The 15345-nt window shown below is 60.1% G+C and carries 13 protein-coding genes; 2 read left to right on the top strand and 11 right to left on the bottom strand.

Features of this window, described 5'->3' with window-relative positions; all coding sequences use genetic code 11:
* Positions 1 to 125 precede the first annotated feature (125 nt).
* The 10 genes from KQI84_05535 to KQI84_05490 all read right to left on the bottom strand — a co-directional run bounded on the left by KQI84_05535 (position 126) and on the right by KQI84_05490 (position 10921).
* On the bottom strand, positions 126 to 1547 hold the full coding sequence (locus KQI84_05535) for a PqqD family peptide modification chaperone (GenBank protein ID MCB2154327.1): 1422 nt from the start codon (positions 1545 to 1547) through the stop codon (positions 126 to 128).
* A complete protein-coding gene (locus KQI84_05530; protein ID MCB2154326.1) occupies positions 1544 to 2857 on the bottom strand; it encodes a nucleotidyltransferase family protein in 1314 nt (437 codons plus the stop codon). The genes KQI84_05535 and KQI84_05530 overlap by 4 nt, the downstream gene beginning before the upstream one ends.
* Positions 2854 to 3963: a hypothetical protein gene (locus KQI84_05525; GenBank protein MCB2154325.1), complete on the bottom strand. Its 1110-nt coding sequence runs from the start codon at positions 3961 to 3963 to the stop codon at positions 2854 to 2856. The genes KQI84_05530 and KQI84_05525 overlap by 4 nt, the downstream gene beginning before the upstream one ends.
* On the bottom strand, positions 3963 to 4139 hold the full coding sequence (locus KQI84_05520) for a hypothetical protein (GenBank protein MCB2154324.1): 177 nt from the start codon (positions 4137 to 4139) through the stop codon (positions 3963 to 3965). The genes KQI84_05525 and KQI84_05520 overlap by 1 nt, the downstream gene beginning before the upstream one ends.
* 32 nt (positions 4140 to 4171) lie before the next feature.
* Positions 4172 to 4837 (bottom strand): HPr-rel-A system PqqD family peptide chaperone, encoded by a 666-nt coding sequence (locus KQI84_05515; GenBank protein MCB2154323.1) that lies wholly within the window; start codon positions 4835 to 4837, stop codon positions 4172 to 4174.
* Positions 4838 to 4860: 23 nt separating this feature from the next.
* Positions 4861 to 7719 (bottom strand): hypothetical protein, encoded by a 2859-nt coding sequence (locus KQI84_05510; protein ID MCB2154322.1) that lies wholly within the window; start codon positions 7717 to 7719, stop codon positions 4861 to 4863.
* A 160-nt stretch (positions 7720 to 7879) separates the two neighbouring features.
* A complete protein-coding gene (locus tag KQI84_05505) occupies positions 7880 to 8293 on the bottom strand; it encodes a hypothetical protein (GenBank protein MCB2154321.1) in 414 nt (137 codons plus the stop codon).
* A gap of 18 nt (positions 8294 to 8311) precedes the next feature.
* A complete protein-coding gene (locus tag KQI84_05500) occupies positions 8312 to 9001 on the bottom strand; it encodes a glycosyltransferase family 2 protein (GenBank protein MCB2154320.1) in 690 nt (229 codons plus the stop codon).
* Positions 8998 to 9912, bottom strand: coding sequence for a hypothetical protein (locus tag KQI84_05495; GenBank protein MCB2154319.1), 915 nt, complete (start codon positions 9910 to 9912; stop codon positions 8998 to 9000). The genes KQI84_05500 and KQI84_05495 overlap by 4 nt, the downstream gene beginning before the upstream one ends.
* A 103-nt stretch (positions 9913 to 10015) precedes the next feature.
* Positions 10016 to 10921, bottom strand: a complete 906-nt coding sequence (locus KQI84_05490; protein MCB2154318.1) for a hypothetical protein — start codon at positions 10919 to 10921, stop codon at positions 10016 to 10018.
* Between the two features lie 277 nt (positions 10922 to 11198).
* Here KQI84_05490 and KQI84_05485 point away from each other — a divergent pair, with 277 nt between their 5' ends.
* The gene (locus tag KQI84_05485) at positions 11199 to 13193 is read left to right on the top strand and encodes a tetratricopeptide repeat protein (GenBank protein MCB2154317.1); all 1995 of its coding nucleotides are present in this window, start codon (positions 11199 to 11201) and stop codon (positions 13191 to 13193) included.
* On the opposite strand, the gene KQI84_05480 is transcribed toward KQI84_05485, so the two are convergent.
* The gene (locus tag KQI84_05480; GenBank protein ID MCB2154316.1) at positions 13190 to 13606 is read right to left on the bottom strand and encodes a hypothetical protein; all 417 of its coding nucleotides are present in this window, start codon (positions 13604 to 13606) and stop codon (positions 13190 to 13192) included. The two genes, KQI84_05485 and KQI84_05480, sit on opposite strands and share 4 nt — an antisense overlap.
* A gap of 219 nt (positions 13607 to 13825) precedes the next feature.
* Between KQI84_05480 and alr the strand changes: the two genes are divergently transcribed.
* Entirely contained in the window at positions 13826 to 15037 is a 1212-nt protein-coding gene (alr, locus tag KQI84_05475) for an alanine racemase (protein MCB2154315.1), read from the top strand.
* Positions 15038 to 15345 lie beyond the last annotated feature (308 nt).

The following is a 15345-nucleotide window of genomic DNA, read 5'->3' as shown; positions in this document are numbered from 1 at the left end:
AAATCGTTCCGGCCCGACTCAGTGAAAGCATTCCACTTTGTGCCTAACTTAGTCCAAGGGTCCTCGAAGCCAGTTCCCCATGCAAGGGTTTTTGTCCGGCTTCCAGTTCCTTTTTCGTGTCACAATCAGCAGATGCTTTCTCTGTCCATATTGGCTATTCTGCCAAGGGCCTGGAGTTTTACATGGGCACGGTACAAATCGCGCCGGAAATCGCAAAATTCATCATTCACATACAACGAGTTAGTCCGTAGGAACGTGAATGCTTCGCATCCACCTTGGCAAAAGTTACGCCAGGGGCAATCGCAGCATTCTTCTATGACAAAACGCCGGTTCAACATCTGCTCGCGCAGGGCCTTGTTCCGATCGCCGGCCTCGATCTCTTCCAACGTATTTTGACGGATGTTTCCTGTGCGGAAGTCCTCTCCCCTCAGCGTTGGGCAGTTATAGGTGTCTCCCTGGGAGTCCACGATCATGGTCTTGCCAAGGGGGCACCAGGGTCCGCCACGGGGGTCTGCATCAGGCACAAAGCCCGGGAAACTGCCGCTGATCTCGGTCTTTCCATCCCTGTCCATCTGCGGCAGTTCCAACAGCAGATAGCGGTAGGTCTTGAGCATTTCGTCCCCATCGGGGGCGATCCTGTCCCAATTCGTCACGGCAGCCTTGAGCTTATTGAGCGTCAGGAAGCGCAGATTGCGCAAATTCAATGCGTCCGCCCGTTCGATGAGCTCTATCACCTGGGGCAGAACGGATCGCGTCAACGTGGTGGCAATCAGGACCTTCTGGGCACCGCCGAATTCGCAGAGCCACTCGACCGTCTGCCAGGCACGGTCGAAGGTGCCCTTCCCGCGAATGAAATCGTGAACCTCGGGATCGGCACCGTCCAGACTGACCTGCACCCAGACGTCCAGGGCGGCCAGCTTTTGGGCCATCTCGCGGTCGATCAGAAGGCCGTTTGTGTTCACATTGACGAATTTGGACTGCTTCGAGGCAAATTCGAGCACCTCCATGCAGTCTCGGCGCAGGAATGTTTCGCCACCGGTGAACGAGACCGTTGGGTTTTCGTAGCGCTCGCAATGCTGCGCGATCAGGTCCTTGATGTCCTCGGTTGTCAGCTTGTCCGAAGGCATCTTTCCCTCAACGACGGCGCAGTGCTTGCAGCGCAGATTGCACTGCTCTGTCAGGTAGATTGTGATGTCGGGAGGACGCTGCTTCTTCGGCAACGGTGGTGGCGCAACAGGCGCGTTCTGCAGGAGATTCGACTCGTGCAGCCGATCGACGAACGTGCGCACATCGCCGAGGATCGCCTCGATCTCCGTCCCCACATACTGCTCAGCCAGATTCTCCGCGGCCGCTCCAATCGAAACCGATCCGTCGAACTGGCCGGCTAGAAAAAGGCCGGTCTCATTGGTCAACGCCCACCGAGCTTCCTTCGGATGCAGCAGGATGTAGTCGGGCGCTCCCTCTCGATCGACAATCAGATCGGGATGGACCTTTGGACACCAAGTATCAGCGGGGGCAAAGGGCTCCATGACCGGGGTTTCGTTCATATCGGGGGCTTCGTATCCTCAGACGTTGCGAGTTTCAGTGGCTCGAAGGGTCGCGCTTTCAGGGCAACGCGTGGACGCATTCGGAGAATCTTCCAGTATCTCCGCCCCTCTCCGCTCCTCGCCAGGTAAGCCAACAGCCGGAGTTTGAGAACCTGGCGTTTGAGCGAACCGGCCGCGGGCAAATCGCCCATCACTGGATCCCGCTCAGACGGCTCCTGGGAAGAACGACTGACGCCGTTCAGGGACAGAACATCCGACAACTTCCGCAGTACCACTCCGCCTGCGCCGGCGACCAGCAGCGGGAACGGCAGAGCGAACGTTGTCGCCATTTCCAAGGCCGCGTTGGAGACCCTATCCGCCGCCAGTTCGCGATATAGGCGACAATGCAACTTGCAGGCCACCTCCTGGGCGGATGTCCAGTCCTCAGAGCGCTCCGGAAGGCGCGTAAGAGGGGCAGTCCAGCGATTCATGATGCGGAAGATCGCCGCGACGGCTGGGGCAGCACCGTGAGCGGCCGCATGCTCGAGCGCCTCGGCCGCCAGATCAGCCCGTCTGCCGTTTTCGAGCAACAACTGAAGATCACAGATGTCCCGCCAGAGGCGCGTTCCGCTGTGCTGGGCGGCATGGACAGCCGTCAGAACGATGTGATCGGAAGCTCGCGGAGTACAAATCCCGAAACGTTCGCCATAGATGGGGTGCGATTCGCGTCGACGCCAGGTTTCCCGCCCGATTCCGGGGCGAGGAATTTGAATGTCGGCCGTCAGGCCGGTGTCGTGGCTCCAAGTGGCCGGACCACCCTTCCAGCCGGCGGATTCGAACGCACGCGTCACCCGAGGCTCGTCGCTCGGATCGACGACCAGGTCGATGTCACTCATCTCGCGCAAGGCAGGCGAGGAATAGAGCGGCGCAAGGGCTGCTCCCTTGATGAGCATAGGGCGCGAAACGCCCTGCGAATGGAGGGCCTTCAGGACTTGGAGCAGAACTTCACGTCGTCGATAGTGACGCGTCGCGATCGCCCGAAATCCCATCGCCTCCGGAAGGTAGCGTGTATCGCTCAAGTCTACGAGACGATCCGGCGCGACCCCGAGTGCGGCTGCGTGGTGACGGAACAACGGCTCTATCGCGTGCAGCATGATCAAACGGGGGATAGGTTGCCAATCCGGCGCACCGATCAACCGCTCTGCTGCGCGAATATGGCGCTCTTCCAAAGCTGGGCGAGTCAGCAATCCCGCCAGTTTCAAGACACGCTGGCGCTCGGCGCCACGAAGGGCACCTACTGGGGGGAAGTCCGGTGTTGTGGTGGTCGTCACGCGAAGAGTGCCTGCTCCAAAGTCTGGCGTGTGTTTTCCGGCGTCCCACCCGGGACGAGCAAGTGAAAGCGACACTCGCCGACTGCCTGCGCCAGGCGGATGAAGACAAGGCCGGGCGCTTGCGCCGTCTGACGAAGGGTCTGTCGGCGAAGATGCTTGAGCATCCGGTGGATCCCTTCGGAAGGGGTGAGGCTCTGCAGTTCCGGGCTTGCTGGGCGTTCTCCCGACCAGGCCTTTGCCTCCTGAATCGATTCAATCTGAAGGATCACCGCGCCACTGGCTTCGAGGATTTCCTCGAGGCGAAGCCGCGCATCCACAAGGAGGGGTTCTGCAAAGCACATGCACACCACGCCGTCGGCGATGCGCATTCTTTCCAGAGGAAGTCCGGCCTCGCGGATGGAGGTTTCGGCGGCATCGTCCGCGTAAGTCGCCCAGACGAGCTCGGGATGTTCGCCGGATTTCGATTCCGTTCGTTCCGCTTGGTCGGCTTGTTCGCGTTCAAGCAAGATGAACTCTCCGCCCTCAAGCGATTGGGCCTCGGCAACGAGTCGATTAGTCGCGGGCGATTCAAGCAGCTTGGCCGGCCCCGGTGCACCGATCGGCCCCCAGGAAATCGTGGCTCCGGCGCTGGCATTTCGCAGAGCAGCAGCGCGCGGGAATGGCAGAGCGCATCCGTTGGGGGCATCGATCATGATCGTGTCTTCGGCCAGGAACCGCCACTCGGGATTCGCATCGAGCAGACTGCGCGTCAGGGTCGTCTTCCCAACCCCGCTGTCTCCCAATAGGAAGAGGGGTCTTCCGTCATTGGTCAGAAGGGAATTGCCATGCAGTAAAAAGAGATCGGGCCTGCTCTCTGCGAGCAGGCGCGCGATCAAGATCGTTGTTATTTGTGGCCGAAAGGCGGGATCGATTACTCGAACAATCCCGCTGCGGCGGTCACCGGTGTTCCATTTGGCTGTGAGGTCTTTCCACGAGATGTGGATGAAGACATCATCTTGAGCCGATGAAGGGAACAGCCGGTAGATCGCTTCCAGGGTTTCGAGGACCGCCGGGGCGGCTTCGATGCACACCCCCAGGCCCGAAGCCTGGAAGCGAAGTGACGGCATTAGTACGTGGTCGTCGACTTGTCGTCGCCGTCGTCGTCACGCGAACGCGAGAAGCCCGTGCAGGCGTTCATCGCCAAGGAGACCTTCTGCAGGCCTTCGGCGGAGTGGCTGACAATGCGGGGCGCTTCGTAGATACGAACTTCAGCGGCCGTGTTCTTGTCGGTCTTGTCGGTCATTTGTGTTTACTCCCATTTTGCGCGTTAATCGACTATTGAGGTAATAGTTCGAGAGTTTTCAGTTCATCAAGTGTACGATCCAAGTCTGTTTTCAGACTCTCGCCATCCACTTGCGGGAATTGTGCCTGCAGAAGAACTAAGACTTCTTCCGGGCTTTTTCCTTCTCTGGTTGCTTCCCAGATGATTCCGGCTACCCGATTCAGGACGTGAACGGAACCCGTCTTCGAGTCATACACGGCCAATTCTTCGCCGAGTTGTTGCTTCTCCCAACGCCCGGAATCATCAGCGCGGAGAGGATGAGCAATTCCCGTGACGCGATTTGAACCCAACACGGGGGTGGCTTGCCAACAGAATTTTCCGAAAAACTGCTGAATCGGTGAGAAAAACCTTCTTGGGCGGGCCCCACTCAGCCAGGCCATCAGAACACCGGTAGACCGCCGGGGGCGCCGCCAATCCTGGCCAAAACGGGCCAGGAGAAGGACTCCTTCGAGCTGATCCCAGCGCCACGGCTGGTCCTGAACGCCGGAGTGATCGCCGCGGGTAAGGAAGCGATCGTCGGGCAACGAGCGCAAAAACCGGTGTAAAACGAATTCGCCGCTTTCGGTCTTCATGGCCACGATGTCACCGCGGCGCACGTGCTGGTGCGACGCAGGAGGACGCACCAGCACCCACTGCCCGGGCCGCAGCACGGGCGTCATGCTGACTCCAACAACCGGGCGCACTACCATAGGCGCCATTCCTCGACTCCCGATACGATCGGCGGATCCATGGCCGTGTTGGTCTGCGGATCGCCGAACAGGATGTATTCGTGGTTCGTCAGCTTGAAGAAGGGATACCAGGTTGCGTAGTTGATCTGCGCGGCGGTCACGGTCTCACCGATCGTCCGAGGCCGCGTCGAGTCGGGCTGGCCCCAGATGTCGATGACGGTCAGGGCAAACAGGCGCTGCTCGAAGTAGTAATCCACGCCACATGGGGCAACATTGGCCACCGCGCCGTAGTCGGAATCGAACAGCCAGGCCTCCGCCATCGAGAGCGTCGACGATCCCGGGTAGGCGTAGTAACCGTTCAGGCAGGTATAGACGCCGACGATCGGCCACTGGCTGCTGGTGTCGACCGAGGAGATTGAGTTGAGCCCGCTGACGGACATCAACTGGTCGCTCCACAGGTCCAGGTTGCCATGTCCGATGTACTGGGCATAGGTCACGCCGCCGGGCTGCGTGAAACCGGCCACAACCTGAGCGCGGGAATCGGTCAGCGTCATCGTCGAGTAGTTGTCCATGCGGATCGTCGGGAAGCCGGATTGCTCCCAGCGCTCCTGCCACAGGTCCTGGTCGTTCCGGAATTGATCCTCGTTGTCACACATGAAGAATCCGGGGCGATTCTGTGCACGGAGCGTTTCCAGCAGGCTGTCGTGGCTGATATTGCGTGTCACAGCGCGATTGACGTCGGCGACGGATTTCGCCGGCCAACGGCCCAAAATCACGTCGGGAATATCGTCATCGCCGATCAGCAAACTGTAAGTGAAATCGACTGAGTTTTCCAGAACGCCAAAAGACGTCGTCACACCATACTCGATGAAGCAGGGAACCTGGGGTTCGACCTGCGTCCCCAGATAGTCGCGCGGATCGAGACTGGCGTGACCGACAAGGAAGACGTTCACGAGCGGCAGGCGATACTCGTGACGTAGCACGATGTCGCGAAGTGCCTCCCGGATAGCCTCGGGAGATTCCTGCCCACCATTGTAAGCGTTGTAAGCCGCCTGCGGATTGAGTTCCACGATATTGCCGGCACCGCGATGATCGATCAGTGTCTGCAGTGCCGCATCGAACATCTCCGGCCGCACGTAGATTGCCCGCAGAACCGTCCCTGATCCCGGCAAATCGTCCGGCATCACTTCCGCAGGAGTCACAACCAGTGGGGATGTGATTGCATCGACGTGCTCGAAGTAGAACGCGGTTGAGAAAGCAGGGGCTTCGAACTCAACGGCTACTCCCCCGCTGCCATCGGGGAATGTGGGAGCATTGAGAACCCGCACTGGGCTTTGCTCGCTAGTAATATCCAGAATGATGATATCATCGGTGGTGCTTCCTGCGGGAAAACCGCCCATGGTAATCCTGCGCGGTTGTCCGTCACCACTATCAGGCAAATCGATCCGCCCACGCTCTCCGTTGTCGACGCGAGGGTAACCCGTCCACGTCAGTTCGATGGCCTCCAGATTCTGGTAGTCGATGCCGCTGGCAAAGGGCGAGCCGGCAGGAATGCCATGATCAAGAGTCCAGAGACCTGGGGCTGGGATGCTCGGCAGCTGCAGGTCGAAATCGGAAATCTGAAGTGTCCGGCCTTCCCATGAGATCTGCGGAGTCTGAGTTCCTTCAAGATCGAAGTCCGCATAGTGATCAGGCGTCACGCTGCTGGCGTTGTACCCGTAAATCTCTGAATGGAAAGCGATCGCATCTGAGGTGACCTGGTCGGGAACAAGAAGCTGCAAGGTGTGAGTTGTTCCCGTCTGGGCACGATAGTAGACGAACCGCTCTTCCTCCGTGCTGAGAAGGCGCTCGTAATAGAGGTTCTCGTCGTAGCGGCGATTTCGTTCCATCTCCACTTCCGTGCCTTGAGGGGTAAGCGTTTGGAACGCGTCTCTGCTGCGTGCCGGGGCAAGGTCGCGATCTGGAGTACTCACACTTGCGAAGGCTGAGTCTGTCTTGTCGTACCTCGTAACTCGGCGTGGTGCGTAGAACCAAAGATCATCGCCGAGTACACCCATGACCTTCAGGCCGTTTCCATGGTGGTGGAGGGCGACTTCCGCGACCGCCGATGTACTGGTACCGATGTCTCCGGCGTTCACGCGGAGCAGACGATCGCCGTCGGAGTATGTGATCCGATAGTCCCCCGGCGGGTCTGGGATAATCGGTCCGTAGCGGTAGGCCTGCTCCGGTGACCGGGCAGGGAATTTGTGCAAACTTGAACCGTTCAGGAAAGTCGACTTCGCGATGCGCGCGGACGACTCGGCCTCTTTCGCCGTTAACGTCGGGACGTTCAAGTAGCCCGCTTCCGGCCCCTTGACAGAAACTCTGAGGGACTGTGCACGCCGAAGATTGCCTGAGGCATCGCGGACCGCGTCGGGATCGATCAGGACTTGAATTCCGGCGAGAGATCCCATGTGGACCGGCTTGATCGTCACCGCGGCAGAAGCATCCGCGCCACGCGAGGGCGTTCCGTCGATAAAGGACTCGACTTGCGCGGAAACTCGCCACTGGCTGGCGTCGAACTCCCCGTAGCCGGGTGTCGCCAGCAATGCGCTCTCGGCCATGGCGTTGGGCCGAGGACCGGGACGCTCGTACCGTTCGCCTTCGAAGTAGAGGAAATCGGCATCCTTGTTTCGCTCGATCATCGCGAGGCGATCGGTCGCGTCATACCGAAGCTCGGCAGTGAATGCCTTGCCGGGGATGGCCCGCTCGGCGCCTTCGATCAATTCGATCGAAGCGCGCGCGGTAGATGTCGTGAAAAGCATACTCGCCGCGATCAGTGCAAACAGCCCACAAACGGCTCGTAGAGTATTGGATTCAAAAGACTTCTGCATATGCAGCATCCTGGGCTCACAGTCAAGCTCTGGCAATTGTATCTAACCCTCCAAGTGGAGCAGGAGAACGCGTTTCGCGCAAGGGGAAGCGAGGAGTGTTCCGGGGGATCCGCTTCGAAACGCTCACTCAGTGTGGGTCACGGAGAAGAGCGCGACTCCCTCATTCTTCAGGGAAATCGTGCCCGGGGATGCTACAGGATGGAAACTCGGTCAGGTTGCCAACGGTATATGTGCCTCCAGCCGGGCAAGTCGGCATCTCGTCCAGATAACTACCCACCAGTGCATTGATTGGAGGTTCTACGGAGTAATCATCGACCATATTGTCTTCCGCCCAGCTCTGCTTGGCGAACTCGATCTCAAGGAGATTCCTCTGACAGGCATTTCGCTGGCCCTGCTGATATCCCTCCTTGAAATTCGGAATCGCGATCGCCGCCATGATTCCGCCACCCACGACGCAGGAGAAGACGGTGCAAATTGCGATGATCAGAATGATAATCCCCCAGGGAGGGCTCTTGGGCTTCTGAGGGGGGACGTTTGCTGGCGGCACGGGGGCGCCTCCGTATTGATCGGACATGAGTTCCCTCCTCGGTTACTACATCAGGTGAAGTCGGCAGCGAATCAGGGTCGTGACAGCTTCGATGAAATCCCGCCATCCGATCTTCTTCCCTTCTTCGAAGGTGCGGGCAAAAAAAGTGACAGGCACTTCGTGAATTCGTTGGCCGCGCATCAGGATCTTGGCCGTGATCTCGGGGCAGAACTCGAAGCGTTCACACTTTAGCGGGATGCCCTGGATGATCTCCGTGCGGAAGGCTTTGTAGGCCGTCGCTTCGTCAGTGATGACCTGGCCGAAGAGAATTGCGACGCCCAGTGCGAGCAATCGGTTTGCAACATAGTTCGGCAGACGCATGCCCGTCGGCATTCGGCCCAGGAAGCGCGAGCCGTAGGAGACGTCGCAGCGTCCGTCGATAATGGGCTGGATGATTGAGGGGATCTCCGCGGGATCGTATTCGAGGTCGGCGTCCTGGATGATAACGATGTCGCCGGTGACGTGCTTCAGTCCGGAGCGAATGGCGCGTCCCTTTCCATGATTTCGTTTGTGAAAGACGACGCGCGTGTCGGGCTTTGTGCGCTCTTCCTTTGCGAGGTACTCGCGCGTTCCATCGCGGCTGCAATCGTCAACGAGAATCAGTTCTTTGTCGAGATCGAGATCGCGAACCTTTTCGAGGACGCGAGGAAGCAGTTCTCGCTCGTTGTAGATGGGGATGATGATCGACAACTTCACCGGCGCACCTCCATGGGCTCATCACTCAACAGCTCGATCAACATCACTTCTAACTGCTCGACGGCGTCATGCACAACCAACTCCTCGCCGGTCGGGAAGAAGGATCGCTGAATCTGATCCAGTCTTCCCAATGCCGCTCGAATGCGCGCCAGCGGAATCTGCCCGGCGAGGCCTTTGAGCTTCCGAACTTTGAAGTCCGGCGTCTTGTTGATCGATGGGCGCATATCGTCGGGGAAGAATGATTCGGCGCGCACGCCTTCGCGTTGCGCTTCCATTGTCAAACGCGCCTGAAGCAGCAATTGCAGGAAGGTGTTCAATGTCACTACAACGCGAAACGAAACACTGCCAGGGCGATCCATCCATTCGCGCAGAAGAGAAATCGTCTGCGGAATATCTCGCGCAAACAACGCATCGTCGATCTGCCAATCGATGCGTTTCTCGCTGAATTCACGAACCGTTCCGTGCTGCCGGACGATCTGGTAGAGGCGACTTGTTTTCTCGACCTTCTTCCGCCAATCGTCTTCCTCAACATACACGAACACGAGCCAGTTCGGCATGTCGGGCAGGACACGTTTTACGTAATCCTCAAGGCGATCGCACGCTTCCTCCAGCGGATCCGCCGTCTTGCGCGTCTGACGAACGCTTCCTTTCTTGCCTTTGCGAAAGTCGTTCAGTTGATGCACGACCACGACTCGCTTCATGTCTGGAACGAGGCTGATCGTTCCGAGTTCCTCGATGATCTCGTTGACGATTTTCGGAAGAGACGTATTGGGCGTCGGACGAATGTCGACGACTTCGCCGTCCGCCTCGCCGGCTGGCAACAGAACCCGTTCGAGCTCATAACGAGACTCGTTCACCTGCGTCTCAACGTTGCCGTGAATCAGGACGATTTTCGGAATCTGCGGAGGCATGAGCATTCTTCGGTGGAGGGTGGATGATGAAGACCTCGTGGAATGCTATCGCAGTCCCACGAGGCCGATCACGCAATTCGATGTGCCTCAGCGCAGGCTCGCTTCACTCTTCCGCGGCCGGTGCGTCTACCGCGGGAGGAGCGCTGCCTTCGTATTCAACTTCCTGTCCCGCGCGATCGAGTTCTTCCAATGCCTCGGCATCCATCGGTTCGTCAGCATCAAGCGCTTCGACCGCCTCGTCATCCATTGGTTCTGCAGACTCGATGATTTCGGCGGGCTCTGCGGACTCATCCAACTGGCCGGATGCTTCCATCTCGGCCTTCTCCCAATTGGCGCGATAGCCGTCGACGCGGGCTTTTTCTTCGCGTGTCGCCGCATCAAGATCCGGCTCGGGCGGAGTGGTCGGCTCGGTGTAGATGAAATCCGGATTCCGATCGAGCATCAATTGATCGTCGTTGAACGGATCGATGCAGACGAAGCCGGTGACGAAGTCCAGCGCCTCCGAGGGATACACACCAACGTCGATTCCGAGAATCGGCGTGGCAACTTCGGCGCCGACCGACAGGAAGTGACCGCGGCCGTCATCCCAATACTCGTAGTTTCGCATGATGCGGCGATTTTCGATCTCGGACCACAGCGTGTTCGCGGACAGGAACTGGTTTCCCCAGTTCGGGATCATCTCGTTGGCTGAGGAATAGAATACCGAGATTCCACCTTCCGTCCGGCGCTCTTCGCTCAGACCGAGTGCGCGACGCTCCATGCCGAAGTAGTGGCCGTTGTAATGCACAAACCCAATCTGAGCCAGCGATGTCGCGCGGGCTTTGACGCCGTATCCTTCGCCGTGGCGCGGAACGCCAACGCGCAGGCGGAACATGTCGGCGAAGTCGCACACGCGATCCTCGACGTACTGACCGGCGTCGATCAACAGATCGGCGCTCGAGACGGCCGGCAGGCCAAGCAAGGTGCCGCCCAGAATCAAGGTGGCAAGAGAGCGAAAACGGATGGCCATGAACGAACTCCAACGGTCGAAGTCGCCTCCGGGGGGAGGCATTGTTCCCGGAATATGACGAGGTCGGGCATCGGGCTCAAGCGAAGTTCCGTCTCGGAAAGGCCACGAATGTTCACTGGCCCGAATCTGGCCATGAAGCACGGCCAGGTATTGGACGAATAATCTGCAGAGAGCCTCGCCGCCGGCCCTTGTTCGGCTTGCCGAATGACGGGTCCCTGGCTCATAGTCCCCACAGATCGGGACAGCGAAAAGCGGGCTGTTGGGGAATGGTCCTTCGATGAACACAGAACAACCGTGCATCGCGATTCTGCCGTTTGCGCTTCCGGAGGGAGGCAAGCAGCCGTCGTTGGGCGAGTTGTCCCGCGGCCTGGCGGCGTTGATCGAGGGCCGGTTGCGCCTGATCCCGAATGCGCAGGTCTACGCCCATCACCTGATTTTCGCGCCAGACAACGATCCCGGGAAACGCGGCCTGGTCGTGCGGCACTCGATGTGGTCGGTCGAGGAGGCGCTGGAGCTCCCGACGCCGCCCGGCGTAAAGCCAACGCACATCCTCCAGGGCTCCCTCCAGTACCGCGAGACGATCGATCTCCACGTTGAATTGATTGATGTTAGCGGCGGGTTCACGTGCTTCCGAACGAAGATTGAAGCGGCCGCGCCGGACTTTCTGGGCGAGTTCTTCCCCGTCCTCGGGCAGGTCGTCGATCTGATCGCCCCGGCCATCCGCCCGCCCATTCGCGAGGCCATCTCCCGCCAGTCGACGAACTCGTTTCGGGCATTTCGCGCGTATCTGAGAGGCGTAGCGCGCCTCGTGACGCGTCAGTTGCCCGTCCAATCCCGGAACCCGGAAGCCCCGTTTGAGCCGTTCCTGGAGGCGCTGCAGGCGGATCCGCACTTCGACGAACCGTGCCGAGCCCTGGCAATGCTGGCGCAGACGACTCTCGCCGAGGGTGGCGAAGAGAGCCGCGATGCGGCCTTGAACGCGCTGCGCGAGGCCTGCAATCTGGCGCCGCATTTCCCCCCGTTCCGCGGGCTGCTGGGGAACTACCTGTTCCAAGATGGCCGGTTCGATGAAGCCCTGCCGTTGCTGGAGGACTTTTTGAAACACGCGGCGCCGAATGACCCATTGGTACCGTCCTCCTATGTCCGAATGGCCACGGTTCTGCATCACCAGGGTCAAACGATGCGGGCTTATGACCTTCTGAACGAAGCGGCCCGGCGCTTCCCGCGGGACGCCGATGTGCTAGAAGGACTGGGCGTCTGTCACGCCGAAGCGGGAAACGCGCGCGAGGCGGAGAATTGCTGGCGCCGGGTGCTCGAGGAAAACCCGCGGCGTTCGACGGCGCTGACAAATCTGGGGATGATGTGCTGGGAGCGGGGCGAGGTCCGCAAAGCGGAGATTTTGCTCGAACGCGCGATCGAAGGGCCGGAAATCAACCCGATGTCGCATCGGAGGCTGTTCGACTTCCTGGTCGAGCAGAAGAAGCTCGAACGCGCCGACGAGGTCGCGACGGAGTGGGTCGAGACGCAGGCGGAGGATTGGCAGGCCTGGCTGCGTTTGGGACAGGTCCGTCGCCTGAGAGGTCAAACCCGGGCCGCTCTCTATTGCCTGAACAAGGCAGAAGGACTGGCTGGAAGCGAAGACACCGAAAGCGAGATCCTCCTGGCGCGGTTCGCCCTGGACTTCCCTGGCGACTTCCAGATATTCGAGCGCGCCATGACCGCGCGGCCGAAGCCGGCGAAGTCGCTGGAAGAACAAGAACGTCTGCAACAAGAGCATCGCGCCGGCATGGTGAAGACGCTCCGGAATCTCTCCGACCGTCATCCTCGTTACCCGTTCTTGTGGGAAGCGCTGGCGCGGCTGCTGATGGAATCGGGACAGTATGAATCGGCCATCTCGGCGCAGCAGCGCCTGGTGGCGCTGTCTGGGCGCTCCCCGGCTCGCACCAATGAGCTCGGGATGATGCTGCTGAAAGCGGACCAGCGCGACGAGGCCATCGACGCCTTTCGTCGGGCCGTTAACCTGGAGCCCGCAAACGGAACATACCGGGCGAACCTGGCGACGGTGCTGATTCAGGAGAATCGAAATCTGGAAGCCTTCGAGCATCTCGAGGCGGCTGCGACACTGGCGCCGGACAACCAGGTGGTTCAATCGCTGCTGGACGATCTGCGCGCCCACGGGTTCGATCCGGAGATCGAGCCCGAGGATGAGTCGCCCGGCGGTTTCCTTCAGAGATTCTGTCGCCTGCTGCAGATCCTCCGCATCATTCGCTAATTCCCACGCGCCAATAGCGACCCGTCAGGTCCGTAAAGCCGCCAGTGCGAGCGTCCGGAGACGATTCGGATGCCGGGCGCAATTTCGTCCGGGCTGATTTCCAGATCGCTGATTCGATGGGGCAGCGAGCCCTTCCTGATGGCATAATCCTCGACTGCAGCGGCGATCTGGAGCACATCCTCCCGCCACCCGTCGGCGGCGGCATCCGGCACAATGTCCAAGGCAAGAAGTTCCTCGCGGCGCTGGCGAAGCTCCTCAACCAGTTGGCTGCGCGTCGCGGGAGTGGCGGGGTCGAGGTAGAACTCCATCATCTCCGGCCCGTTACCGGTCAGCAGGACGGCCGCTGTAATACCGATCCCCACAACGATCGCCACGGCCCCGATGGACAGCCAGCGGGCCTTTTTACTCGGCATACGTGGAGTTTCGACAGGATCTGTAGCCATGGAGAGTTTTCTCGTACCTCCGTTCGAGCTCGAACGTCTCGAATGCACAGTTTGTACCATGGCGAGCCCGGCGTTGTGCGGAGGTGGAGATCGCGTTTTCCGCTTCTCTCGATGGTGGTTTCTTCTTGATGCTGTTGGTCGCCTGCGGGCAGGGCTGGGGAAGAGTGTCTTTCGAGGGCTTCCTGTTCCATGTCGCTTCTGTCCCCCGCCGTTGCCCCCGTCGTGGCGCCTGCCCCGACGATTCGCCCGACCCGAGCCGTGGTCGATCTGGCAGCCATTCGCCATAACCTTGAGTTCATCCGCCGCCGCATCGGATCGCGCTGCGGCATCATGGCTGTTGTCAAGGCGGACGGGTACGGGCACGGAATGGTCGACGTCGCCCGCGAGGCCGCCCGATGGGGTGTGCAAGGGATTGCAGTCGCAACGGTGGACGAAGCGCTAACGCTGCGCGAGTCCAAGGGTCTGGAGGAAATGCCGATCCTCGTGGCGGGACCGTCCTTCCCGGACGATGCGGATTTGCTGCAACGGGCCGGCATTTCTGTCACAATCGGAACGATCGAACTTCTGCGCCAGCACTTGGCCATCGCGCGCCGCCGTGGCGTTGCCCCACGTCTGCATCTGAAGGTCGACACCGGCATGGGGCGGTATGGTTTCCGCCCGGATCGGCTGACGTTCCTCGATCTGTTCGGACCGATGCCCCAGGCGCTCGAAGGGCTCATGACCCACTTCTCGGTTTCCGACAGTCTAAACCAGGACGATGTCGATTATACGATCAGCCAGCGCCAGCGTTTCGAGTTCGTCGCTCGGCGCGTCCACAAGTTTGGCTTCCGCCCGGTTGTGCATGCCGCCAACAGCGGCGCGGTGCTCCACCACGAGGAATCGCACTACGAACTGGTTCGTCCGGGCGTTCTGCTTTATGGCGCGCACCCGGACCCATCCGCCGGTGGCTTACCGCTGAAGCAGGCCATGACGCTCGCCACTCGAATTGTGGCGATTCACGATCGGCCGGCCGGCGCGTCGATCAGTTACGGGCGACGCTACGTCATGCCGGAACACGGCCGCCTGGGAATCCTGCCGATTGGCTACGGCGATGGGCTGCCGCGCTGTTATGGTGACGGAGGCCAGGTATTGATTCGTGGCCGCCGCGTTCCGATCGTCGGGCGCGTGTGCATGGACCAGACGATTGTGGACCTCTCCAAGCTGCCCGAGGGGCGCGTGGGCGACGAAGTTGTACTTTACGGATCGCAGGGTGGTGAGCGAATCTCATTGGAGGAAGTGGCGCGCATTGCGCGTACAATTCCTTACGAGATCACATGTCAGCTCGGCGGCCGTGTCCCAAGAATCGTCATCGACAGTCACGAAACTTCGAGCCCCGCACCCGCCGGGGGCCTGGAAGTTTGAATTTCTTGCTGCCATACTCCTGACATGCGAGCGCCTGGCGATTGCCGTCGGGCTGATCCTGTTGCTGCTTGCCTCTTACGCTTGGTGGGGCACTCCTGGCAGCCCATTGGGCTCGCTCTGGAAGGGCGCCCTCGCAGCGGCGGTCCTGGTAGGCATCTTGCGCTGGGGACATTGGGCGGCGCTTAAGAAGCTGCTCCGAATGGGCCGCGCCCAAATCCGGGAACAACGCCAGGAGATCCGCGCCTCAAGCAGTGACGTGATTCGCAAGTAGAATGTGCCGATCGGCGGCGGTTCGATCTTGATCGCTG

The organism is bacterium (assembly GCA_020444065.1).
Taxonomy (GTDB): domain Bacteria; phylum Sumerlaeota; class Sumerlaeia; order SLMS01; family JAHLLQ01; genus JAHLLQ01.
Note: the sequence above shows the minus strand (reverse complement) of the source record. Positions and strands in the feature narration are given on the sequence as shown.

Excerpts from the sequence above, each read along its gene's own strand:
- KQI84_05535 (MCB2154327.1), bottom strand. The coding sequence starts at position 1,547 with ATGAACGAAACCCCGGTCATGGAGCCCTTTGCCCCCGCTGATACTTGG.
- KQI84_05525 (MCB2154325.1), bottom strand. The coding sequence starts at position 3,963 with ATGCCGTCACTTCGCTTCCAGGCTTCGGGCCTGGGGGTGTGCATCGAA.
- KQI84_05520 (MCB2154324.1), bottom strand. The coding sequence starts at position 4,139 with ATGACCGACAAGACCGACAAGAACACGGCCGCTGAAGTTCGTATCTAC.
- KQI84_05515 (MCB2154323.1), bottom strand. The coding sequence starts at position 4,837 with ATGACGCCCGTGCTGCGGCCCGGGCAGTGGGTGCTGGTGCGTCCTCCT.
- KQI84_05510 (MCB2154322.1), bottom strand. The coding sequence starts at position 7,719 with ATGCAGAAGTCTTTTGAATCCAATACTCTACGAGCCGTTTGTGGGCTG.
- KQI84_05505 (MCB2154321.1), bottom strand. The coding sequence starts at position 8,293 with ATGTCCGATCAATACGGAGGCGCCCCCGTGCCGCCAGCAAACGTCCCC.
- KQI84_05495 (MCB2154319.1), bottom strand. The coding sequence starts at position 9,912 with ATGCCTCCGCAGATTCCGAAAATCGTCCTGATTCACGGCAACGTTGAG.
- KQI84_05490 (MCB2154318.1), bottom strand. The coding sequence starts at position 10,921 with ATGGCCATCCGTTTTCGCTCTCTTGCCACCTTGATTCTGGGCGGCACC.
- KQI84_05485 (MCB2154317.1), top strand. The coding sequence starts at position 11,199 with ATGAACACAGAACAACCGTGCATCGCGATTCTGCCGTTTGCGCTTCCG.
- KQI84_05480 (MCB2154316.1), bottom strand. The coding sequence starts at position 13,606 with ATGCCGAGTAAAAAGGCCCGCTGGCTGTCCATCGGGGCCGTGGCGATC.
- alr (MCB2154315.1), top strand. The coding sequence starts at position 13,826 with ATGTCGCTTCTGTCCCCCGCCGTTGCCCCCGTCGTGGCGCCTGCCCCG.